The following is a 22512-nucleotide window of genomic DNA, read 5'->3' on the forward strand; positions in this document are numbered from 1 at the left end:
AAAGGCGGCCTGAAGCCGCCAGCGGAGGAACCCTGTGCTCGACAAACTCAACGAACTCACCGAAAGCCACGGCGCCCTGCAGCCAGGCAAAGGCATGGTCACCGGTGTGATCGCGCTGGTCCTGGGCATGCTCTGCTTTCTGGGCGTGCTCGCCTTTCACTTCCCCCAGTACCTGACCACGCCCGAGCTGCGCAAGAGTTATGACGTGGACACCATCCGGCTCGTCATGTTCCTGGCCATGGTGCTCGCCGGCGGCCTGAGCCTGGTCAACATCCTGTTCAACCGCTCGCGCTGGCTGGCCACCGGCGCCTTCCTGCTCGTGGCGCTCACCGCCTTGCTCGGCGGCAGCAAGGTACCCGTGAACGACTTCGCCGACGGCACGCCCTACATCGGCCTCGACTGGTTCATCCTCGATCTGCTGGGCTCGGCGCTGATCTTCATCTTCATTGAAAAGCTGTTCGCGCTGCGCAAGGACCAGCCGGTTTTTCGCCCCGAGTGGCAAACCGATGTGCACCACTTCATCGTCAACCACATGGTGATCGGCTTCATGCTGCTGGCCACCAACCTGCTGGTGCACAAGCTCTTCGGCTGGGCATCGAGCGATGGCATCCGAGGCTGGTTTGGAGCCTTGCCCTTCTGGGCCGGCCTGCTGCTGATCATTCTGGTGGCCGATCTGGTGCAGTACTGGACCCACCGGGCGTACCACGAAGTGCCCGCGTTGTGGCGCCTGCATGCCGTGCACCACAGCGCCAAACACATGGACTGGATGGCCGGTTCGCGCCAGCACATCCTCGAGATCCTGATCACACGCACCCTGGTGCTGGCGCCCATCTTCACGCTGGGTTTCTCCAAAGACGTGATCGACGCCTACATCATCGTGGTGGGATTCCAGGCGGTGTTCAACCACGCCAACGTCAGCGTCCGCCTGGGTCCCCTGCGTTACCTCATCGTCACCCCCAACTTCCACCACTGGCACCACAGCCAGGACCAGGAAGCGCTGGACAAGAACTACTCGGCCCATTTCGCCTTCATTGATTATCTGTTTGGCACCGCTGTGAAAAGCACCAGACTCTGGCCCGAGCGCTACGGCGTGCTGGGCGACTACGTGCCCAACGGGTTCTGGAAACAGGTAAAGTTTCCGTTTGTCTGGAAGCCTTGATGGACTTTGATGTTGTTGTGATCGGCGCAGGCGCCGCCGGTTTGTTCTGCGCGGGCGTGGCCGGCCAGCGCGGCCTCAAGGTGCTGGTGCTGGACCACAGCGAGAAGGTGGCCGAAAAGGTGCGTATTTCCGGCGGTGGCCGCGCCAATTTCACCAACCGCGACATCGATGTGCGCCAGCCCCACAAGCACTTCATCAGCGAGAACCCCAACTTCTGCCGCTCGGCGCTCTCGCGCTACACGCCGCAAGACTTCATCGCGCTGGTGCAGAAACACGGCATCCCGTTCCACGAAAAACACAAAGGCCAACTCTTCTGTGACCGCTCCGCCGAAGACCTGATCAACATGCTCGTGGCCGAGTGCGACGCCGGCGGCGTTCAGCGCTGGCAACCGTGCGGCGTAAAAGCTGTTCGCGGGGTCGCCGATGGCGCCTATGAACTGGACACCGATCGCGGCATGGTCAAAAGCCGCAGCGTGGTAATCGCCACCGGCGGCCTGTCCATTCCCAAAATCGGCGCCACCGACTTCGGGTACCGCATCGCCAAACAATTTGGCCTGCGATTGGTCGAGCAGCGCCCGGGCCTCGTGCCGCTCACCTTCGACGCCGACGCATGGGCGCCCTACATCCCGCTGGCCGGTTTGTCATTACCGGTCCAGATCGAAACCGGCGCCAAGAAGACCCGCATGGCCTTCATGGAAGACCTGCTGTTCACCCACCGAGGCCTCTCAGGCCCGGCCGTCTTGCAGATCTCCAGCTACTGGCAGGAGGGCACGCCAATCCGCCTCAACCTGGCGCCCGAGGTGGATCTGCCAGAAGCTTTGACCCAGGCCAAAGCCCGCTCCCGCAAACTCATCGCCAACGAACTCGCTTCTCTGGTCCCGAGCCGACTGGCCGATGCCTGGACGCAACAAGATGCCGACTGGCAAAAGCCGATCAGCGACGCCAGCGACAAGGCCCTGGCCCGACTGGCCGAGCGATTCGCCCGCTGGGAAATCACACCCAACGGCAGCGAGGGCTACCGCAAAGCCGAGGTGACCATGGGTGGTGTGGACACCCGCGACCTGTCGTCCCAAACCATGGAATCCAAGCAACCCGGCCTGTATTTCATCGGCGAAGTGGTGGACGTGACCGGCTGGCTGGGTGGCTACAACTTCCAGTGGGCCTGGGCCAGCGCCCACGCCTGCGCCAGCGCCCTGCCCGCCTGATCAAGCATCAGTGACTTCGCGCCAGCGCGCGGTGCCCATCCAGTCTCTCAGCGAGCGAGCGCCAGGCTCCGACACCTGAAGCGCGCGAGTGCCCGGACGGCGCAGCAGCCACCCCTGGGTCAGGCAATGGGAGCAAATCAAGGCACCCAAGCGCCCGGCCACGTGGCTTCGCCGCTCGCTCCAGTCCAGACAAGGCAGACAAACCGGGCGAGAGGAACGCCCAGCCAGCGCTTGTGCACCCTCTGACACGCCCAGGCGCTGCAAGGTCTTGTTGAGCCGGTCGCCTGGCAGCACATGTGCATTGTCCTGGAGCACCAACGCAGAAGACGCCACCAGGTGATCGGCCACCGCCAGCCCCAAGCGCCCCGCCAGGTGGTCATAACAGATCCGAGCCGTGCGCAAGGCCTGATCGCGCGGCCCAGTCTTCACAGGCGAAATGGCCGGCATCGACACCTGCATCAGCGTTTCGATCAGCGATGCAACGTCGGGTGAGGCCAGGCGGTAATAACGGTGGCGGCCCTGTTTCGCCACCACCAAAAATCCCGCATCCAGCAACAGGGCCAGGTGGCGACTGGCCGTGGCGGGAGACACCCCGGCGACCAGCGACAACTCCCGCGCTGTCAAGGCCCGACCATCCATCAGCGCCAACAGCATCGCGGTGCGCGCGGGCTCGCCCATGAGCGAGGCGGTGCGGGCAATCTGGTTGGTGTTCATGGAGCGAGTGTGCCGCAGCACGGACAGGCAACGCTTCGCTGCGCAGCGAAGTGTTTGCCCGTCAACCCGTGCCATGTTGGAAGCTTCGCACACACCAGGAACCGCGCCATGCAAATCACCTGCTTCATCCGCTACGAAATCGATCCATTCCAGCTCGACAACTTCCGCGCCTACGCCGACAACTGGAGCCGCATCATTCCGCGCTGCGGCGGCCATCTGGTGGGCTACTTCCTGCCCCACGAAGGCAGCAATTTCGTTGCCTGGTGCCTGATCGCCTTTGACAGCCTGTCGGCCTATGAAACCTACCGCCAACGTTTGCGAGCCGACGCCGACGGGCGCGCCAATTTCGAATGGGCCCAGACGCAACGCTTCATCCTTCGCGAAGAACGGCAATTCACCCGAACCGTGGACTCGACTTTCGCGCAGCCCGCGCAGCCCGCGCTGCCAGTGGCGCCAGCGCCTCTGACAAGTCCGACCGAATGAAGCTGCGCCGCGCAGCCAGCCGCCGCTTCGACCTGTGGTTTTGATGCGACGAAAGGGCTTCGCCAACTGGCCAGCAAACGCCTCTGCCCCGCCTATGGATGTGGGGCGCAGCCCCATGCAACTTGCCTTCGGCACTGTGAGGGCTATAATCCAAGGCTTTGCTGGCAAATCCCCGTCGGCCGATACTAGTTAACAGACGGGGAAACTTTGCGAATACGACGGCTGGGCCCGATCTCCCGGTCATCCTCTTTCCGCACAATCTGGAATCTCTTCTTTAATGACGACCATCCGTGTAAAAGACAACGAGCCCTTTGACGTCGCTCTCCGCCGCTTCAAGCGCACCATCGAAAAACTCGGCCTGCTGACCGACTTGCGTGCCCGCGAGTTCTACGAGAAGCCCACATCCGAGCGCAAGCGCAAGAAGGCTGCCGCCGTCAAGCGCAACTACAAGCGCATCCGTGCCATGCAGTTGCCCAAGAAGATGTACTGATCTATCCGGTCGGTTGCTTCGAAAAAACCCGCTCGGGACGCCAGGCGGGTTTTTTTACGCCTGTACGCGGGCGGGCAGCCTGGCCTTCAGCGCACGGGCTGCTGCGGCCAACCCTTCCAGCAAGTCCCCACGCAACGGGTGTTCCGAGCGCCATGAAGGCAAAACCACGGCCACATGAAACGGAATGCTGACCGACAGCGGGCGCATCACCAGACCCTGGCCGCACAGCGCCAGCGCCGTGAGCGGGTTCACGATCGCCACGCCCAGGCCCTCGCGCACCAGCGCACAGACCGACACCGCGCTGGGCGACTCGATGCGCAACTGGCGCTGCACGCCTGCGCCATCGAACACCGCGTCGATCTGCTGGCGGTAAGGGTCGGTCGGCGCCAGGCTCACAAATGCCTGACCGGAAAAATCATGCGGCAACAGCACGCTGCTTGCCGCCAGCGGGTGGTCTTCACGCAAGACACACACCTCATCCACCTCCAGCAGACTGTGCAGCTCGGTGGCCGCCGGGGCTTCTCGCCGCTCCGTGAGCCCCAGGTCAAACCGCTGCTCGGTGAGCGCCACTTCCAGGCCAGGCGACTCCTGCGGTGTGATGCTCACGCCCGCTTCCGGCTGAACCAACACAAAGCGCCTTATCGCATCCGGCAAGAGTGCATGGGCCAGGGCAGGCAGGCAGGCCAGTTGCAACCGCCCCTGGGAAAAATCGCGCAACGAAGCCGCCGTGGCCGCGATGCGCTCCAGCCCCACGAATGACAGCTCCACCTCTTCCAGCAGCGCCAGCGCACGCACAGTGGGCCTCAGGCGGCCCTTGACGCGCTCGAACAGGGCAATGCCCAGCACCTGCTCCAGTCGCGCCAGTTCGCGGCTCACGGTGGGTTGCGAGGTGTGCAAAGCCTCAGCGGCGCGGGTCACATGGCCCGCCACCATCACGGCGCGAAACACCTCAATCTGGCGGTGGGTCAATTGCATATCAAATTTGAATGGATTTAAAACATTAAAGCATTTTTCAATATGGCCACAAGCTGAGATCATCGTGTCATGAACCCTTTTTCCAGCACCCTTTTGCGCGACCTCGCCACCGAATACGGCACCCCTTTGTGGGTCTACGATGCCGCCACCATCCGCCAGCGCATCAACGATCTGAAGCGTTTCGACACGGTGCGCTTTGCCCAGAAGGCCAACTCCAACCTGCATTTGCTGCGCCTGATGCGCGATCAGGGCGTGGTGGTTGACGCGGTTTCGCGCGGTGAAATCGAGCGTGCCCTTGCGGCCGGGTTCACCGCCGCGCCCAACGCACAAGGTGCCAGCGGTATCGTGTTCACCGCCGACCTGTTTGACCATGCCACGCTGGATACGGTGGTGCAGCACGCTGTTCCGGTCAACGCAGGCTCCATCGACATGCTCGGCCAGCTCGGCCAGCGCTCCAAAGGCCACCGCGTCTGGCTGCGCATCAACCCGGGTTTTGGCCATGGCCACAGCAACAAAACCAACACCGGCGGCGAGCACAGCAAGCACGGCATCTGGCACACCGAACTGCCCGCCGCACTGGCGGCCGTAAAAGAACACGGCTTGCACCTGGTGGGTCTGCACATGCACATCGGCTCAGGCGTCGACTATGGGCACCTTGAAGAGGTCTGCGCCGCCATGGTGACACTGGTGAAAAACTGCGGCGCCGATCTCGAGGCCATCTCGGCGGGCGGCGGCTTGTCCATTCCCTACCAGGCCGACGAGCCCCATATCGACACCGATCACTATTTCAGCCTGTGGGACGCCGCGCGCCGCGAAATCGCCAGCCACCTGGGCCACGCCGTGCACCTGGAACTGGAGCCCGGCCGCTACCTCGTGGCGGAAGCGGGTGTGTTGCTGGCCGAGGTGCGCGCCACCAAATTCCAGGGAGGCCAGCATTTCACCCTGGTAGATGCCGGTTTTTCCGACCTGATGCGCCCTTCCATGTACGGCGCTTTCCACGGCATGAGCGTGATCCCTGCTGACGACGAAGTGCACCCCAGCCGCGCCACGGTGGTCGCCGGTCCGCTGTGCGAATCAGGCGACGTTTTTACGCAAGCCGAAGGCGGCGTGGTCCTCACACGCGAACTGCCCGAAGCCCGGGTGGGCGACCTGCTGGTGCTGCACGATGCAGGCGCCTACGGGGCTTCGATGTCGAGCAACTACAACAGCCGCCCGCTCGCCGCCGAAGTGCTGGTAACGGGCAAAACACACCGATTGATTCGCCGCCGCCAGACCATCGAAGAATTGCTGGCACTGGAAAACGCATGAACCGCCTCGGTTAGCCCCTCACCCATGCGCCCAGAGTTCATGGCCTTGCTGGCCGCTACCTGCTGGGCGACCGCGAGCACCTTCTCCGTCGGCCCGACCCAACGCCTGGGCGCCATCGGCTTCAGCCGCCTGCGCATGGCCTTCGCCACGGTGCTGCTGTGGGCCCTGACGCTCGCCAGCGGCGGATGGCACAGCCTGCACCCCTCCGCCATGGGCTTGCTCGCCCTCTCCGGCCTGATCGGCATCTTCGTCGGTGACACGGCTTTGTTCGCCTGCATGAACCGCCTGGGCCCCCGCCGCTCGGGCGTCTTGTTTGCCTGCCACGCCCTGTTTTCCGCCTTGCTGGCCTGGGTCTGGCTCGGCGAGGTGTTGTGGGGCTGGGCCTTGTTGGGCAGCGCGATGCTGATGGGCGGCGTGATGATCGCCATTCTGTGGGGCAGACGCAGCAACGAGTCCCATATCTGGGAGCAAACGCGCGGAAAGCTGGCCGTGGGTGTGGGTTTTGGCCTGCTCGCCGCCCTGTGCCAATCGCTGGCCACGCTGATGCTCAAGCCCTTGATGACCACCGGTATCGACCCGATAGCCGCATCGGCTGTGCGCACCACCCTGGCTTTGGCGGCGCACGGTGCGCTGTGGTTTTCAGGCTGGAAGCCCGCCAGGTCGGGCGGCCCGATCACGCTGCGCGACGCGGGTCTGGTTTTCATGGGCGCCGCCGTTGCCATGGTGCTGGGCATGACGCTGATATTGAAAGCTTTGCACGAGGGACAGGCCGGTATCGTGGCCATTTTCTCCTCTGTGTCGCCCATCGTGATCTTGCCCCTGCTGTGGCTCATCTACCGCCGCCGCCCGGCGCTGGGCGCGTGGGTCGGCGCCACCTTGGCGATCACGGGAACGGCCCTGATCCTGGGCCATTCCTGAAGCGGGTTCAGCCGGCCAGAGCCGCCTTCACAGCGGCAGACACCTGGCCCATATCGGCCTTGCCCGCCAGTTGCGCTTTCACCGCGCCCATGACCTTGCCCATATCGCCAGGGCCCGAAGCGCCCAGCCCGGCCACGATGGACTTGACCGCGGCCGTCACCTCTTCGGCAGACATGCGCGCCGGCAAATAGGCCTGCAGAACCACCATTTCCGACTTCTCTTTGTCGGCCAGGTCCATGCGATCGGCCTTGGTGAAGGCTTCGATGCTGTCCTTGCGTTGCTTGATCAGCTTGTCGACGATGGCCACCACCATGACATCGTCCAGCTCCACGCGGTCGTCCACCTCTTTTTGCTTCATGGCCGCTGTCAGCAAACGGATGGTGCCCAGGCGCTCGCTGTCTTTGGCGCGCATGGCGGCTTTCATGTCTTCGGTGATTTTTTCTTTGAGGCTCATGGTGGATTTCTCAGTGTGTTTGTGGTGAAGCAAAAGCAGTCTGGCGAGCTTGGGGCAATACGGAACAAGTCCCTTGCGGCGAGCGCATCCCTGCTGCGGGAGGTCTGCCGGGTTGCCTTAGCTGCCCGCCACCTTCATGCGGTTGACCAGAATCGAGCCGACGGTTTTAGCGCCGTAGTTATAGGCGTCGGCGCCCACGGCGTCGATGCCCTGGAACATGTCCTTGAGGTTGCCCGCGATGGTGATCTCTTGAACCGGGTAGACGATTTCGCCATTTTCCACCCAGTACCCCGAGGCACCGCGGGAATAGTCGCCGGTCACGTAGTTCACGCCCTGACCCATCAGTTCGGTCACAAACAGGCCTCGGCCCAGTTTTTTGAGCATGCCCTTCAGGTCGTCGCCCGGCTGGGTCAGGCGGCTGGTCAGCGTGAGGTTATGGGAGCCGCCAGCATTGCCCGTCGTGCGCATGCCCAGCTTGCGTGCGGAATAGGTGGAGAGGAAATAGCCCTGCACCTTGCCCGCGCTGAGCACTTTGCGGCGCTGGGTGCGAACGCCTTCGTTGTCAAACGGCGAGCTGCCTTTGCCGCCGACGATAAAGGGGTCATCCATGATGTCCAGATGTCTGGCCATGACACGCTTGCCCAGGCTCTGGCCCAGGAACGTGGTCTTGCGGTACAGCGCACCACCGCTGGTGGCCTGCACGTATGCGCCCAGGAGGCCCGCAGCCAGAGGCGACTCAAACAGCACCGGGCATTCGGTGGTCGCAATCTTGCGCCCGTTCAGGCGCGCCAGCGTGCGCTCGGCGGCATAGCGGCCAATGGCCTGGGGGCTGGCGAGCTCTTCGGGCGCACGGGTTGAGCTGTACCAGTGATCGCGCTGCATGTTCGCGCCCTTGCCCGCAATGGGCGCAACCGACAGGCTGTGGCGCGAGCTGGCGTAACCGCCACTGAAAATACCTGGCTTGCCGGTCTGGCCACCGCGCATATGGGCGGCGAAAAAATGTGATTGCTGGGCGGAAACGCCTGCCCCCTCGCTGTTGTTGATTTTCTTGCTGGTGGCGAATGCCGCCGCTTCGCAAGCCAGGGCAATCTGCAAGGCTTCTTCGGAGTTGATGGCCCAGGGGTGGAACAAATCCAGATCGGTCCAGGTGTCCGCAACATCCTGCTCATCGGGAAGGCTCGCGAACGGGTCTTCGGCGGTGTACCGGGCAATGTCGTATGCGGCCTGCACCGTCTGGCGCACGGCGGCGACCGAGAAGTCGGAAGTCGAGGCATTGCCCCGCTTGTTGCCCAGATAAACCGTCACACCCAGCGATTTGTCGCGGTTGCGCTCCACGTTTTCCAATTCGCCTTTGCGCACCGAAACGCTCAGGCCTGCGCCCTCCGACACCTCGGCGCCCGCATCGGCCGCGCCCAGCTTTTTCGCGTGCTTCAGAGCAAGATCGGTCAATTCCTCAAACTGGTCGCGGGCGTATTGAAACCCCTGCAACGGCTTCGAAGAGGGTGCGCTTGTGGGCAAAGAGGGGGTATGGAGGGGTTTTTTCATGTCGGCAGCTATGATACTTGTCGCCCGCGCGAACCGCTCAAAGGAAGGCCGATGCCCCCTTGATGACGCTTAACGCCCGATTCGCCGGCACTATCCTCTACCCCGCTTTTCCGAAGAACCCATGTCCCGCAAACCCACCAAAGGCTATTTTGTTCGTGGCCAATTTGTTGCCGCCGGCAGCGAACTCGATCTCGAGCTCAAACGCGAGCTCAAAGGATCGGTGGACATGAGCAAGACCGACATGAAACGCGAAAGCGACCGCCTGCAAGATCTGGGCGAGCAACTGCTCACGCTCAACAGCAGCCTGTTCAAAAAACTGGTCGATGCCGAACACCTGTCAGAAAAACTGGTCATCACGCTGAACGACACGCGGCGCATCACCAACTTTGAAGGGCGTCGCCGCCAGATCCAGTTCATCGGCAAGCTCATGCGCAAGCAGGGTGACGAGAGCATCGCGGCCATCGAAGCCGCGCTGGAAGAGCAACGCAAGCCATCGGCCGAAGCCACACTGGCGCTGCACCAGGCAGAGCAGTGGCGCGACAGGCTGGTGGCCGATGACGACGCCCTGACCGGCTGGATGGAACTGGCGCCACAAACCGACGTGCAGCACCTGCGCACGCTCATTCGCCAGGCGCGCAAAGACGCAGAGGGCGTCAAGGAGCGCCCGGGCGAAGCCCTTCGCCACGGCAAAGCCTTCCGCGAAGTCTTCCAGCTCGTGCGCACGGCTTTGAGCCCCGAGGCCGCTGCTGAAGAGCGCGAAAACGAAGGCGCTGACGAATAAACCCATGAGCACAACCGAGGCCCCCACACACGAGCCGGTGCGCATCGGCATCGTCTCCATCAGCGACCGCGCCAGCGCCGGCACCTACGAAGACAAGGGCCTGCCCGCGCTGCAAGACTGGCTGACCCGCGCATTGAAAAACCCGATCACGTTCGATGCACGCCTGATTCCCGACGAACAAGCGGGCATCAGCGCCGCACTGATCGAATTGGTCAACGCGGGCTGCTCGCTGGTGCTCACCACCGGCGGCACCGGCCCCGCCTTGCGCGATGTGACGCCCGAGGCCACCTTGGCTGTGTCCCACAAAGAGATGCCTGGCTTCGGCGAACAGATGCGCCAGATCAGCCTCGCCTTCGTGCCCACCGCCATCCTTTCGCGCCAGGTCGCCGTGATCCGCGACCAAAGCCTGATCGTCAACCTGCCCGGCCAGCCCAAGGCCATTGCCGAAACGCTGGAAGGCCTGAAAAACGCGGACGGCAGCCAAAAGGTCAACGGCATCTTCGCTGCCGTGCCCTACTGCATTGACCTGATCGGCGGCCCGTACCTGGAAACGCACGACGAAGTCTGCAAAGGCTTCCGGCCCAAATCGGCGGTGCGTCCTGTGCGCTGAGCCTTCATTTCTCGAAAGACCCATCCCAATGAAAATCACCAAAGACACCGTCGTCACCCTCTCCTTCCGCGCCACCGATGTCCAGGGCAAAGTTCTGGAAGATGGCAAGGAGCCACGCGCCTATCTGCACGGCGGCTATGGCAACACCCTGGTCGGCATCGAAAATGCGCTGGAAGGCCAGGAAAAAGGCTTTGAAACCACTTTGACCCTCGCCCCTGCAGACGCCTTTGGCGAGCGCGACGAGAGCCTGGTCACCAGCATTCCCAAGAGCGAGTTCCCACCGGGCGTGAAAGTTGGCGGCCAGTTGCAAGGGCAGGACGAGCAAGGCAACCAGCAGGTCTTCACCGTCACCAAAATCAAGGGCCCCAACGTGCTGCTCGACGGCAACCACCCGATGGCCGGTCAGACGCTGAAATTCACCCTCAAAGTGATCGATGTGCAAGCAGCCAGCGCCGAAGAGGTGTCGCATGGCCACGCGCATGGTGCGCATGGCCATCACCATTGAACCAAGCCTCCCGTCACCCCACAGGGGGCGGCACTGGTGGCCCGGCAAAGCCGGTTCCGCGGTGCCCTGAGTTAGGGCACGCGGTACGGATATGGGTTGGTTTTTGAAGGGCAGAGAAGCGCGAACCTGATCGCTCGACCCCTGCTTGTGCTGTGCAGGTCTATGCGACGGCATGTTGCGAACGCCGCCAGCGCGAAGTGTCTTAACCCAGGATGCCGCGAAGCCGGCCCAGAGGGGACTCTATTTCCCCACCAGCTGATTCAGCTTCTCGGCTTCAAAACACTCTTTGAGCGCCGCGTCGATCGGCAAACAATCGCCGTCTTTCACGCAGTTGCTGAGTTTTTCTATGGCTTGCCAGAGCAAGGCGATCTGGTGGTCCTGCCCCGACGCACTGTCAATCAGGCCACGCATGGCTTGTGACAGCGGATCGTCGTCCTGGGTGATGCCATAAGCCTCGAACTTGGGTTTGATTTCTTCGGCGACGTCCGGGCTCTCATCTTTTTTGCTCTGGATGATGCGCGCGGGAATGCCCACGGCGGTGGCACCTGCGGGCACGGGCTTGATCACCACGGCATTGCTGCCGATCTTGGCGCCATCGCCCACCTCAAAGCCGCCCAGCACTTTTGCACCCGCGCTCACCACCACGTCCTTGCCCAAGGTGGGATGGCGTTTGGTGCCCTTGTAGAGCGAGGTACCGCCCAGGGTCACGCCCTGGTAAATCGTGCAGCCATCGCCAATTTCAGCCGTTTCGCCCACCACCACCCCCATGGCGTGGTCAAAAAACACGCGATTCCCGACCTTGGCACCGGGGTGTATTTCAATGCCCGTCAGCCAGCGGGCCACGTGGGAAATGAAGCGGCCCAACCATTTGAAACCGTGCGCCCAGCACCAATGCGCCGGGCGGTGCAGCCAGACGGCATGCAGACCGGGGTAGCAGGTGACCACTTCCCAGATGCTGCGCGCGGCGGGATCGCGTTCAAGAACGCACTGGATATCGGATCGGATTCGTTCAAACATGTTGAAGAGTCTAGCGTTTGGCCGCCGCAGCGGCTCGCAACATGGCCTTGGCAACACCACGCAGGATGTGGATTTCTTCTTCGCTCGGTGCGGCGCGGTTAAAAAGCTGGTTCAGGCGCGGCATCAGCTTTTTGGGCGCATCGGGATCCAGAAAGTCCACCGCCACAAGCGCCTGTTCCAAATGAGCCAACATGCCCGCCAGGGCCTTGGCATCGGCGGGTGGCTTTTCGGGCGTGGTCGCAGGCAAAGCAAAGCCGCCCAGCGCCTCGCGCCAGTCGTATGCGATCAACTGCACCGCCGCCGCCAGGTTCAGCGAACCGAACTTGGGGTCGGTGGGTATGGAGAGGCAGGAATGGCAGCGGTACACATCCTCATTGCGCATGCCGAAGCGCTCCGAACCGAAAAGAAATGCGATGCCCCCGGGCGCGAGGCCTCAGTGGAAGCGGCTCCCATCAGCTGGGCAAAGTGTTCACGCGGTGCTCGGGTGGGAGGGCCAAAATCGCGCGGCGTCATGGCCGTGGCACACAAATGGTCGACACCGTCCAGCGCTTCGTCCAGCGTTTCAACGATGCGCGCGTTGGCCAGAACATCGTTGGCCCCGCTGGCGCGCTGGATGGTTTCTTCCCGACGCAACACGTTGGCCCAGCGCGGCGCCACCAGCACCAAATCGTCAAACCCCATGGTTTTCATGGCGCGCGCGGTGCCGCCCACATTGCCGGCATGACTGGTCTGGATCAGGATAAATCGGGTCAACATAAGCTACCCCCGCGCCGCTCCGCGTCACCCCCGAGGGGCCACACCAGGCGCCCGGCAAAGCCGGTTCGGCGGTGTGCGCTGGAAATTCGACACGGCGCGCGGGTCAAGTCGTTAAAATAGCGCCTATTGTCGCCGCCCCCATCGCCGGGGCCCGTTGTCTGCTCTTCCTCTGTCGCGTGCCCTGCCCCGGGGCTCGCAAAGGTTCACAATTCATGTCGTCCACACTCCACCCCATGCTCAACGTGGCCATCAAGGCCGCTCGTACCGCCGGTACCATCATCAACCGCGCCGCGCTGGACGTGGAGTCGGTACGGGTCTCCGTCAAGCAGACCAATGACTTCGTGACCGAAGTTGACCAGAACGCTGAAGCGGCCATCATCGACATTTTGCTCACGGCCTACCCCGATCACGCGATCTGGGCCGAAGAGTCCGGACGGCGCGAAGGCAAACACGGCGGCGCCGATCACGTCTGGATCATCGACCCATTGGACGGCACCACCAACTTCATTCACGGCCTGCCGGTTTACTGCGTGAGCATTGCGCTCATGGTGGGCAACCGCCTGGAACAAGCCGTGGTCTACGATCCCAGCCGCAACGACCTTTTCTGCGCCACGCGAGGTCGTGGGGCCTATTTGAACGACCGCCGCATCCGCGTCGCCAAGCGCGACACGTTGCGCCCCACCCTGCTGTCCACCGGCTTCCCATTCCGTCCGGGCGACTCCCTGCCCACCTACATGCAGATGCTGGGCGACGTGATGCCCAAGTGCGCAGGCGTGCGCCGCCTGGGCTCGGCCGCGCTCGACCTGGCCTACGTGGCCGCGGGCAACACCGACGGCTTCTTTGAAATGGGCCTGTCGCCCTGGGACGTGGCAGCGGGAGCGTTGCTCGTGACCGAAGCTGGCGGCCTGGTCGGCAATTTCACCGGCGAGTCCAACTTTCTCGAACAAAAAGAGTGCCTGGCGGCCAACCCGAAGATCTATGGCCAGCTGGTGAACGTGATCGGGAAATACAGCAAATTCGCCAGCGCGGGCGACAAAGCCACTGTGCGCCAGAAACTGGCGCCGGTCGCCGATGAAGATCAGCCATTGCCAGAGATCAAGGCCCCCGACAGCGACGACTTCCCGCCCACGGAACTGGCAGCGCCTTTTTAAGCGCGCCTGCCCAGGCAGCAAGCAGCCAGTCAGGCCAGACGCCTGGGCTGTTTGCGCCCCGCTGCCGAGGCAATGGCAAACCCGCCACGTTCAATTGGCGCAGCCAAGGGGTCTGCACCGGCACCTTCAGCCACATCGAAGCCTCAAACCCTGGGCAAGGTCCACCAAAACGTAGCCCCTTCTCCGGGTGTTGCTTGCGCCCAGATGCGCCCGCCATGGCGCTCCACGATGCGGGCCACGATCGCCAGACCAACGCCAGTGCCAGGCACTTCGCTGTCGGCATGCATGCGCTGGAACAAACCAAAAAGTTTGCCTGCCCGCGCCATGTCAAAGCCCATACCGTTGTCGCGCAAATAGAACGCCCGTTGGCGCTCATCGAACCCCAGCACCAGTTCCGGCTGGGGTCGGTGGCGTGCGTACTTCAAGGCGTTGTCCATGAGGTTCATCAACACCTGGCGCAACAGCGTCGCATCACCCATCACAGAAGGCAGGGGCTTGATGCCAATCAACGCATGGGGCGTTCCAGGCGCCAGCGATTCGCTCACCGAATGGGCGAGCTGGTTCATGTTCACTGACACCGCATCCAGGTCCACGCGCACCACTCGCAACAGCTCCAGCATGTCGGTGATCATCTGGCCCATGTTGCGTGACGAACGCGCTATGCGCTGAAACATCTTGAGCGCCTCAGGGCTCAGGCGCTCGCTTTCATCTTCAGCAATCAGCGAAGCAAATCCGTTCACCGAACGCAATGGTGCGCGCAAATCATGGGCGATAGAGTAGGAAATGGCCTCCATGTCTTTCATGGAGCGCTCCAGCTCGGCGGTGCGCTCTTCCACGCGCCGCTCCAGGCTGCTGTTGAGGGATCGCACCTCTTCCTGTGCAGCGACACGTTCGTTGATATCGAGCAGGGTCCCCGACATGTAGAGCGCTTTTCCATCGGCATCGCGGCGGTGCACGCGCCCCCGGTCGTTCACCCACAGCCACTGTCCGCTTTTGTGCCGCATGCGCAAATCGCATTCGTAGTAGGGCAGGTTCCCGGCGAGATGCTGTGCAATCTTTTCCTGCGCGCTCGGAAGATCGTTCGGGTGCACCAGGTGTTGCCATGTGAGAACCGTGCTGGGAGCCAGTTCACTCAATGAATACCCCAGCATGCCGGCCCAGCGCTCGTTGTACTGGGTTTCTTTGGTCTCGACGTTGATTTCCCAGATACCGGGGCGCGTGGCTTCCAGCACCCACTGGAGCCGCTGTCGCTCTTCGCGCAAAGCTTCCTGCGTATCGAAATACGACGTGACATCGGTGTAGGTGCGCACAAACCCGCCAGTAGGCAACAGGCGCGTCATCACTTCGAGCATTTTCCCGGCCCTGGTCTGCCGAACGTATTTTTCTGGCGGCGGCCAATGCTCACCGCGCACATACGGCACCAGGTCAGCTGGAAGCTGCTTGAGCTCGGTGCCAAAATCACCACGGTCTTCCTGGTATCTGACCAGGTCGGCGTGCAGCGGTTGATCACGCAGGAGGGACTCCGGCAAATCCAGCAGCTCCAGCATCCGCTGGTTGTAAAACCGCACACAACCCTCTGCATCAACCATGGTCAGGCCCTGGCTGATGCTGTCAAACGTCACTTGCAGTGCCGCGCTCTGTTTTGCCAACAAGGTGCTGGTGGCTTGAAACTTCAATCGCGAGCGCTGTCGTTCTGCGTTCGCACGTGATGCCACCACGAGTTCGCGAACAGTTCCCAGCAAGGGCTTCAGGAATTCAACATCACTGGCATCAAAACCATCGGCCCGGTTGGCCAGCCCGACCATGGCCACCAACTGGCCATTCAGTTCGATCGGGACCGCCATAAAGCTGTCAAGCGCGGGGTGTCCCGGTGGCAAGCCTCCTGAGCGAGGGTCTTTTGCCGGGTTGTTGCTGATGACCGTCTCACCGGTGCGCAAGGCATAACCAAACAACGAGTTCAGGCCACGAAACTCGACACCGGTGGCCGCACTGGCTTCCACCATGCTTCTCGTTTCTTCGTTCCAGGCGATGTTGGTCAAGGCCTGCATGCGCAGAAAGGGTTGCCCTTGCGCATCAAACAGCACCTCGCCAACAAATCCAAACGCACTGTCGGTCACGCTCAGGAACGAAGCCAGCAGGCCTTCAAAAGCTTTGCGTTTGTCTTCCACCCCGATAAAAGTGGCCTGGGACTGCTGAATGGCCTGCAGCATGCGGTGCTGGCGTTCCAGCGCCTTGCTGGCTTCCAGGTTGTCGGTTACGTCGGTGATGAATCCATGCCAGACAGTCGCTCCATCCGGCTCGCGCTGCGTGGTCGCTTCCGCCTGAATCCACCGGCGACCCCGGTTCGGGACATCGGCCCGAAAAGCCGCTCGCATGGTGGTCAGGTCTTTGCTGGAGCGCTCCAGCAGTTTCAGGAGAACGGGCAAATCCTCGGCGATGATGTTGGAGAAAAACAGGCGTTGGTCCTGCAACACATCCGAAGCTCTCACCCCCAGAACTTCCAGGGAAGACGGGCTGACATACGACACAGACGGGGTGCCGTCTGCGGCCCGCCGAGCCCGGTAGATGGCCCCGGGAACATGGGCTGCGATGTTGTGAACAAACTCCAGCTCATTGGCCAGGGCCAGCTTGGCTTCGCGCTCTTCCGTGATGTCCTGTATCACGCCAAAACCCACATCGAACCGGCCATCCACATTGGTGCGACCCATTCGCGTGCGCAACCAGCGCAATTCGCCACTGGGCCGGGTCCACCGGTAGAGCACTTCCCGCCCGTCCAACGCCTGGCGGGCATCCAGCCAAGCCTCGCTGTCATCCGGATGGATGCCGGAACGGCCCTCCTGCTTGGCAATAATGCCTTTCGGCTGCAGGCCGGCGATCTCATACAGGCCGGGTGACCAGATCACATCCTCGGTCCCTTCGACGCTGGTCCAGTGACCAACCCGGGCCAGCCGCTCGATGTCAAGGTGCAGCTGCACCTGCTGCTGAAGCAACTGGTTGATTTCAGGTGCTCTCGCCACCAACTGGCTGGCATGGTTCTCCACAGCAGATCGAGAGACGCCGTTTTTCAGGAGCACCAGCAAAGCCAGGTGCGCCTGTGGTGCCGCCAAAGCAGTGCATTGCAGCTGCCAGTCCTGATCAACGCCTCCCGACCCCGAGCCAAACCATTCGACCATCGCAGAAGGCTCGGACCGGCTGTCCCAGGCGCCGCTGATTGCTGCCCTCAAAGTCCCATCAAAGACATCAAATCCCTTCGCCGACGCTTCGCTCGCCCGAACGCCAGTGGCATCGGCCCAGGCCTGGTTCATGGTCAGGACAGCAGACTCATGGACACAAACCACACAGGCAGGGACCGGCAGGGCCTGGAAGGCCAGCCCCATCAACAGGGTGTCCGTGCTTCCGGAACCCACGAACTCACTCACCGCCAGATCCTCGATCGGTGGCGCGCCATTTGCACCGGGCAATCCGTATCCAAGCATGGGCAATTCGGGTTTGAGAGAAAAAGTTCTCCAAGCATAGTCCTGAATTGTGTTGCATGACCCTCCAGGAGTCGCCAGCAATAGAGGGGCAAAGCCTACGCTTCTTCTCCCCTAACGATGGATCCATGGAACGGGCGCTGCCTTGCAGGGGGTCATGCAGACCGCCTCCGGTCACACGGGCAACCGGCTGAGTCAGCCTGGCATGTTCGAAACTGCAGCCTTCCCGTTACGGCGTTTGACAAAGACACAGGCGCCATTTGCCACTCAACGCGACCCGGCCCGAGGGGCACGGCATAATTTGTGTGGTCGGCGCTGCCAAACCGGGCGTTTGCCCCGCCAGCCGGGCAGCAGCCATCGGTTGGGTCAAGCGAATCATCGGCCCAGAGCGCGCCCAAAATGGCCCGGCACATTCCCGAGTTCTGCCCCGTGGTGCCAACCGCGATCAAGAGCGGTCAATTGAGTAGAAGGAACTGGCGTTGAATCGCGAAATCAGCACACCCCCACCGGACGGCGTAGATCTCTCCGGTCACACCCCCATGATGCAGCAGTACCTCGGTATCAAAGCCGGGTACCCGCACACACTCGTCTTCTACCGCATGGGGGATTTTTACGAGGTGTTTTTCGGCGATGCCGAAAAGGCCGCCCGCCTGCTCGACATCACCTTGACCCAGCGCGGCCAGTCCGCCGGCTCGCCAGTGGTGATGGCGGGCATTCCGTTTCACGCTCTCGACAACTACCTGGCACGCCTGATCAAGCTCGGTGAATCCGCCGCGATCTGCGAGCAGGTGGGCGATGTCGCCACGTCCAAAGGGCCGGTGGAGCGCAAGGTGGTGCGGGTGGTCACGCCGGGCACCTTGACCGATACCGAACTGCTGTCGGACAAGTCAGAGGCTGTGTTGATGGCGGTGCACCCCGGTGCGCGCACCGGTTGCGGCCTGGCCTGGATGTCGGTCACACAGGGCATCGTGTTCCTGGCACAGTGCGCCAGCGACGAGTTGGCCGACTGGATCGCGCGCGTGTCGCCCGGTGAAGTGCTCTACAGCGCGGAGGTCAGCCCGGCCTTCGAGAAAACCGTGCAATCGCTGGCCGCTGCACCTGCCACCAGCGGTTCGCGCTGCGTGGCCGTGCTGCGCCCCGCATGGGCCTTCGACGGGGGTCTGGGTGAGCGCAAGCTGCTCGAACAACTGCAGGCCGCCAACCTCGCCGCCTGGGACGCGCAAGCCCTCACCGACGCCCATGCCGCCGCCGCTGCACTGCTGGAATACGCCGAACACACCCAGGGCCGCGCGCTCACCCATGTGAAAAGCCTGCGCGTGGCGCGCAGCGACGAGCTCATCGACCTGCCCACCACCACGCGCCGCAACCTCGAACTCACCCAGACCCTGCGCGGCGAAACCAGCCCCACGCTGTTCTCCCTGCTCGACACCTGCCACACCGGCATGGGCAGCCGCCAGTTGCGCAACTGGTTGCTGGAACCTCAGCGCGACCGCACCCAGGCGCGCGAAAGGCTGGAAGCCATCGCCACGCTGCGCGAAGGCCTGGGCCAGCGCCTGCGCCAGGCCCTCAAAGGTGCCAGCGATGTGGAGCGCATCACGGCGCGCACGGCCCTGCGCCAGGTCAAGCCGCGCGAACTCGTGGGCCTGGGCCTCACGCTGGCGCGCGCCGCCGAGCTGTCGCAAAGCCTGCACGCCAGCTTGGTCGAAGGCCAGGCTCCGGACATGCTGCAACGACTGGAGCGCGACCTGTTGCCCCCTGAAGGCTGTGAAGCGCTGTTGCGCGGCGCGCTGCAAGCCGAGCCGTCGGCGCTGGTGCGCGACGGCGGCGTGATCGCCGACGGCTTCGACGCCGATCTCGATAAACTGCGCGCCATTCAGAACAACTGCGACAGTTTTTTGATCGACCTGGAAACCCGCGAGCGCGAGCGCACCGGCATCGCCAACCTGCGCGTGCAATTCAACAAGGTGCACGGCTTCTATATCGAGGTCACGCAAGGCCAGGCCAGCAAGGTGCCCGACGACTACCGCCGCCGCCAGACCCTGAAGAATGCCGAGCGCTTCATCACGCCCGAATTGAAAGCCTTCGAAGACAAAGCCCTCTCCGCCCAGGACCGCGCGCTGGCCCGGGAGAAATGGCTGTTCGAACAACTGCTCGACCAGCTGCAAGACTTCATTCCGGCCCTCACCCGCCTGGCGCGCGCTTTTGCCGCGCTCGACGCCGTCTGCGCGCTGACCGAACGCTCGCTGACACTGCAATGGGCCGCGCCGCAGTTCGTGGCCGAACCCTGCATCGAAATCCGCGGCGGGCGCCACCCGGTGGTGGAAGCGCGCCTCAACGAGACCACCGGCGGCAGCTTCATCGCCAACGACACGGTGATGGGTGGCAAACAGCGCATGCAGGTCATCACCGGCCCCAACATGGGCGGCAAGAGCACCTACATGCGACAGGTGGCGGTCATCGTATTGCTGGCCTGCATGGGCAGCTATGTGCCCGCCACCAGTTGCCGCCTCGGCCCCATCGACGCCATCCACACCCGCATCGGCGCTGCCGACGACCTGGCCAACGCCCAGTCCACCTTCATGGTCGAGATGACCGAAGCGGCGCAAATCCTCAACGCCGTCACGGCGCATAGGGAAGCGCCGGGCCGCCCCAAGCTGACCAGCCCCCCTCGGGGGGAGGGCGGAGCGCAGCCCGGCCCAGGGGGCGCCTATTCCCTGGTGCTGATGGACGAAGTCGGCCGGGGCACTTCCACCTTCGATGGCCTTGCGCTGGCCGGTGGCATTGCCGCCCATTTGCACGACAAAGCCAGGGCCTTCACGCTCTTCGCCACCCACTACTTCGAACTCACCGAGTTCCCGGCCAACCACCATGCGGCGGTGAACGTGCACGTGAGCGCGGTAGAAGGCGGCGGCAAGTCGGGCATTGTTTTCCTGCACCAGATCGAGCCCGGCCCGGCGAGCCGCAGCTACGGCATTCAGGTCGCCCGCCTGGCCGGTGTGCCCACCTCGGTGGTGCAGCACGCACGCCACACCTTGGCCGCGCTCGAGAGCCAAAGCACAAACAGCCGCGATCAAGTGGACCTGTTTGCCGCACCGCCGGTGGCAGAAACCCCTGAAACTCACCCTCTGCAAGCCGCTTTGCAAGGGATCGATCCAGATGCCCTTTCGCCCCGCGAAGCGCTTGAACAGCTCTACGCGCTCAAAAAACTCTCCGAAAAACCGTCATGACCTACTGTGTCGCCGTCAAGATCAACGCCGGAATGGTGTTCCTGTCTGATTCCCGCACCAACGCAGGACTCGATCAGATCAGCACCTTCCGAAAAATGATCGTCTATGAAAAGCCAGGCGATCGTTTCATGTGCCTGCTGTCGGCCGGCAACCTGTCAATTTCGCAAGCGGTGCGCGAGATTCTTCAGGTTGAAAAGCTGGACGACCCCGAGGGCGGTGAGCCCATCACCATCTGGAATGCCAGAAGCATGTTCGATGTTGCCCGCGTGCTGGGCTCGGCGGTGCGCCATGTGTACCGCCGCGATGGCGACGCCTTGCAGCGCGCTGGCGTGGACTTCAACGTCTCCATGGTCCTGGGTGGACAGATTCAGGGCGAAGCCATGCGCTTGTTTCAGGTGTATTCAGCCGGCAACTTCATCGAGGCCACGGCCGAAACGCCTTTTTTCCAGGTCGGCGAATCCAAGTACGGGAAACCCGTTCTCGACCGCGTCATCACCCCTCACACGCCACTGGATGAAGCGGCCAAATGCGTCCTGATCTCCATGGACTCCACGCTCAAATCCAACCTGTCGGTGGGTCTGCCTCTGGACATGGCGGTGTATGAAGCCAACCGCTTCCAGAGCGACAAGATCACCTGCATCGACGAAAACAACCCGTATTTCCACATGCTGCGCAACAGCTGGGGCGCCAAGCTGCGCGAGATGTTCGACAGCATTGAAGACCCCACCTGGGACGGGGCCCCAACTGCTGTGCCTTTGCGCTGCGATGAAGCGCGCCACCAACCACTGCGCAAGATCACCAACGCAAGCGAGAAGCTGATCTGATGCCTGCAACCACTTCGCGCGCCATACCAGCGCTGCCGAACCGTGGTTGCACAACGGCCGGATAGTCCCCCAACCATGTCCCTCATCATCTTTTCCCACGCCAACAGCTTTCCCGCGAGCACCTATGGCGTGATGTTCAAATCCCTGCGTGCCAGGGGCTTCAGCGTGCGCGCACCAGCGATGCTCGCGCACAACCCCAACTACCCGGTGACCAGCAACTGGCCCCACCTGGTGCAGGAAGTCGCCGACTTTGCGGCCGCCGAAATAGAGAGCGCAGGCGAACCCGCCTGGCTGGTGGGCCACTCACTGGGGGGTTTCCTCAGCCTGATGTGCGCCGCCCGCCATCCCAAGCTCGGTGGCCACGCCCTGCGCGGCGTGCTGTTGCTCGACTCACCTGTTCTGGGTGGCTGGCGGGCGCGCACGCTGGAACTGGCCAAACGCACCCAGCTGGTGGGATCGATCTCGCCGGGCAAGATCAGCCAGCGGCGGCGCAACAGCTGGCCGGATGCCATGGCCGCTTTCGACCACTTCGCCAGCAAGAAGGCCTTTGCACAATGGGAGCCGCAGGTGCTGCGCGACTTCATCGAACATGGCACCGCCGATGTCGACGGCAAGCGTTGCCTGTGTTTTGACCGCGAGATTGAAACCCGCATCTACAACACCCTGCCCCACAACCTCGACCGTCTGTTGCGCCGCCATCCGCTGCAATGCCCGGTGGCTTTTATCGGCGGCACCGCCTCGCTGGAGATGAAACAGGTGGGCATGCAGATGACCCACAAAGTGGTCGGATCCAAACACCCCGAGCGGCTTGCCATGGTGGAGGGCAGCCACCTTTTCCCCATGGAAAAACCCACCGAGACCGCCGCAATGATCGAACGGGTCTTGCAATCGATGCGGTCTTGAGTAACCATGCCTGA

At 62.9% G+C, this 22512-nt stretch carries 19 protein-coding genes and 1 pseudogene; 13 read left to right on the plus strand and 7 right to left on the minus strand.

Translation table 11 applies throughout. The annotated features are described in order from the left end of the window. Nucleotides 1–34: 34 nt before the first annotated feature. Together LPB072_RS17305 and LPB072_RS17310 are read left to right on the plus strand one after the other, a co-directional pair. Nucleotides 35–1159: a sterol desaturase family protein gene (locus LPB072_RS17305; RefSeq protein WP_066085891.1), complete on the plus strand. Its 1125-nt coding sequence runs from the start codon at nt 35–37 to the stop codon at nt 1157–1159. Beyond that, a complete protein-coding gene (locus LPB072_RS17310; protein ID WP_066085888.1) occupies nt 1159–2364 on the plus strand; it encodes a BaiN/RdsA family NAD(P)/FAD-dependent oxidoreductase in 1206 nt (401 codons plus the stop codon). The genes LPB072_RS17305 and LPB072_RS17310 overlap by 1 nt, the downstream gene beginning before the upstream one ends. Here LPB072_RS17310 and LPB072_RS17315 read toward each other — a convergent pair whose 3' ends face one another. Next, the gene (locus tag LPB072_RS17315; protein ID WP_066085885.1) at nt 2365–3078 is read right to left on the minus strand and encodes an ArsR/SmtB family transcription factor; all 714 of its coding nucleotides are present in this window, start codon (nt 3076–3078) and stop codon (nt 2365–2367) included. 108 nt (nt 3079–3186) lie between these two features. Between LPB072_RS17315 and LPB072_RS17320 the strand changes: the two genes are divergently transcribed. Next, on the plus strand, nt 3187–3561 hold the full coding sequence (locus LPB072_RS17320) for an NIPSNAP family protein (RefSeq protein WP_066085883.1): 375 nt from the start codon (nt 3187–3189) through the stop codon (nt 3559–3561). Between the two features lie 277 nt (nt 3562–3838). Then, complete coding sequence (rpsU, locus tag LPB072_RS17325; RefSeq protein WP_066085880.1) at nt 3839–4051, plus strand: 30S ribosomal protein S21; 213 nt, start codon at nt 3839–3841, stop codon at nt 4049–4051. 54 nt (nt 4052–4105) lie between these two features. Here rpsU and LPB072_RS17330 read toward each other — a convergent pair whose 3' ends face one another. Continuing rightward, nucleotides 4106–5026 carry a LysR family transcriptional regulator gene (locus LPB072_RS17330; protein WP_066085877.1) on the minus strand — a complete coding sequence of 307 codons (921 nt, stop codon included), beginning with the start codon at nt 5024–5026 and terminating at the stop codon, nt 4106–4108. Between the two features lie 69 nt (nt 5027–5095). On the opposite strand from LPB072_RS17330, the gene lysA reads away from it, so the two are divergent. Continuing rightward, on the plus strand, nt 5096–6334 hold the full coding sequence (gene lysA / locus LPB072_RS17335; protein ID WP_066085875.1) for a diaminopimelate decarboxylase: 1239 nt from the start codon (nt 5096–5098) through the stop codon (nt 6332–6334). A gap of 24 nt (nt 6335–6358) precedes the next feature. Next, the gene (locus tag LPB072_RS17340) at nt 6359–7252 is read left to right on the plus strand and encodes a DMT family transporter (RefSeq protein ID WP_066085872.1); all 894 of its coding nucleotides are present in this window, start codon (nt 6359–6361) and stop codon (nt 7250–7252) included. 7 nt (nt 7253–7259) lie between these two features. On the opposite strand, the gene LPB072_RS17345 is transcribed toward LPB072_RS17340, so the two are convergent. Further along, entirely contained in the window at nt 7260–7706 is a 447-nt protein-coding gene (locus LPB072_RS17345; RefSeq protein ID WP_066085870.1) for a GatB/YqeY domain-containing protein, read from the minus strand. A gap of 117 nt (nt 7707–7823) precedes the next feature. Continuing rightward, nucleotides 7824–9251, minus strand: coding sequence for a metalloprotease PmbA (gene pmbA, locus LPB072_RS17350; RefSeq protein ID WP_082876728.1), 1428 nt, complete (start codon nt 9249–9251; stop codon nt 7824–7826). A 121-nt stretch (nt 9252–9372) separates the two neighbouring features. Between pmbA and yjgA the strand changes: the two genes are divergently transcribed. From yjgA to LPB072_RS17365, 3 genes are read left to right on the plus strand one after another with little or no spacing between them, the layout of a single operon-like run. Beyond that, entirely contained in the window at nt 9373–10032 is a 660-nt protein-coding gene (yjgA, locus tag LPB072_RS17355) for a ribosome biogenesis factor YjgA (RefSeq protein ID WP_066085867.1), read from the plus strand. A 4-nt stretch (nt 10033–10036) separates the two neighbouring features. Next, the gene (gene mog, locus LPB072_RS17360) at nt 10037–10642 is read left to right on the plus strand and encodes a molybdopterin adenylyltransferase (protein WP_066085864.1); all 606 of its coding nucleotides are present in this window, start codon (nt 10037–10039) and stop codon (nt 10640–10642) included. A gap of 28 nt (nt 10643–10670) precedes the next feature. Beyond that, the gene (locus LPB072_RS17365) at nt 10671–11147 is read left to right on the plus strand and encodes an FKBP-type peptidyl-prolyl cis-trans isomerase (protein WP_066085861.1); all 477 of its coding nucleotides are present in this window, start codon (nt 10671–10673) and stop codon (nt 11145–11147) included. Nucleotides 11148–11387: 240 nt separating this feature from the next. On the opposite strand, the gene cysE is transcribed toward LPB072_RS17365, so the two are convergent. Continuing rightward, a complete protein-coding gene (gene cysE, locus LPB072_RS17370) occupies nt 11388–12164 on the minus strand; it encodes a serine O-acetyltransferase (protein WP_066085858.1) in 777 nt (258 codons plus the stop codon). Nucleotides 12165–12174: 10 nt separating this feature from the next. After that, a pseudogene (locus LPB072_RS17375) lies at nt 12175–12920 on the minus strand (RNA methyltransferase). A gap of 212 nt (nt 12921–13132) precedes the next feature. Between LPB072_RS17375 and LPB072_RS17380 the strand changes: the two are divergent. Next, a complete protein-coding gene (locus LPB072_RS17380) occupies nt 13133–14071 on the plus strand; it encodes an inositol monophosphatase family protein (RefSeq protein ID WP_066085850.1) in 939 nt (312 codons plus the stop codon). A 143-nt stretch (nt 14072–14214) separates the two neighbouring features. On the opposite strand, the gene LPB072_RS17385 is transcribed toward LPB072_RS17380, so the two are convergent. Beyond that, nucleotides 14215–17547 (minus strand): PAS domain-containing protein, encoded by a 3333-nt coding sequence (locus tag LPB072_RS17385; RefSeq protein WP_066085847.1) that lies wholly within the window; start codon nt 17545–17547, stop codon nt 14215–14217. A gap of 536 nt (nt 17548–18083) precedes the next feature. On the opposite strand from LPB072_RS17385, the gene mutS reads away from it, so the two are divergent. The 3 genes from mutS (at nt 18084) to LPB072_RS17400 (ending at nt 22498) form a co-directional block, all read left to right on the plus strand. Further along, a complete protein-coding gene (gene mutS, locus LPB072_RS17390) occupies nt 18084–20771 on the plus strand; it encodes a DNA mismatch repair protein MutS (protein WP_066085844.1) in 2688 nt (895 codons plus the stop codon). After that, the gene (locus LPB072_RS17395; protein ID WP_066085841.1) at nt 20768–21595 is read left to right on the plus strand and encodes a proteasome-type protease; all 828 of its coding nucleotides are present in this window, start codon (nt 20768–20770) and stop codon (nt 21593–21595) included. The genes mutS and LPB072_RS17395 overlap by 4 nt, the downstream gene beginning before the upstream one ends. 75 nt (nt 21596–21670) lie before the next feature. Then, nucleotides 21671–22498 carry an alpha/beta fold hydrolase gene (locus LPB072_RS17400; protein WP_066085838.1) on the plus strand — a complete coding sequence of 276 codons (828 nt, stop codon included), beginning with the start codon at nt 21671–21673 and terminating at the stop codon, nt 22496–22498. Nucleotides 22499–22512: the final 14 nt, after the last annotated feature.

It is taken from the genome of Hydrogenophaga crassostreae (genome assembly GCF_001761385.1).
In the GTDB taxonomy this organism is placed as follows: Bacteria; Pseudomonadota; Gammaproteobacteria; order Burkholderiales; family Burkholderiaceae_C; genus Hydrogenophaga; species Hydrogenophaga crassostreae.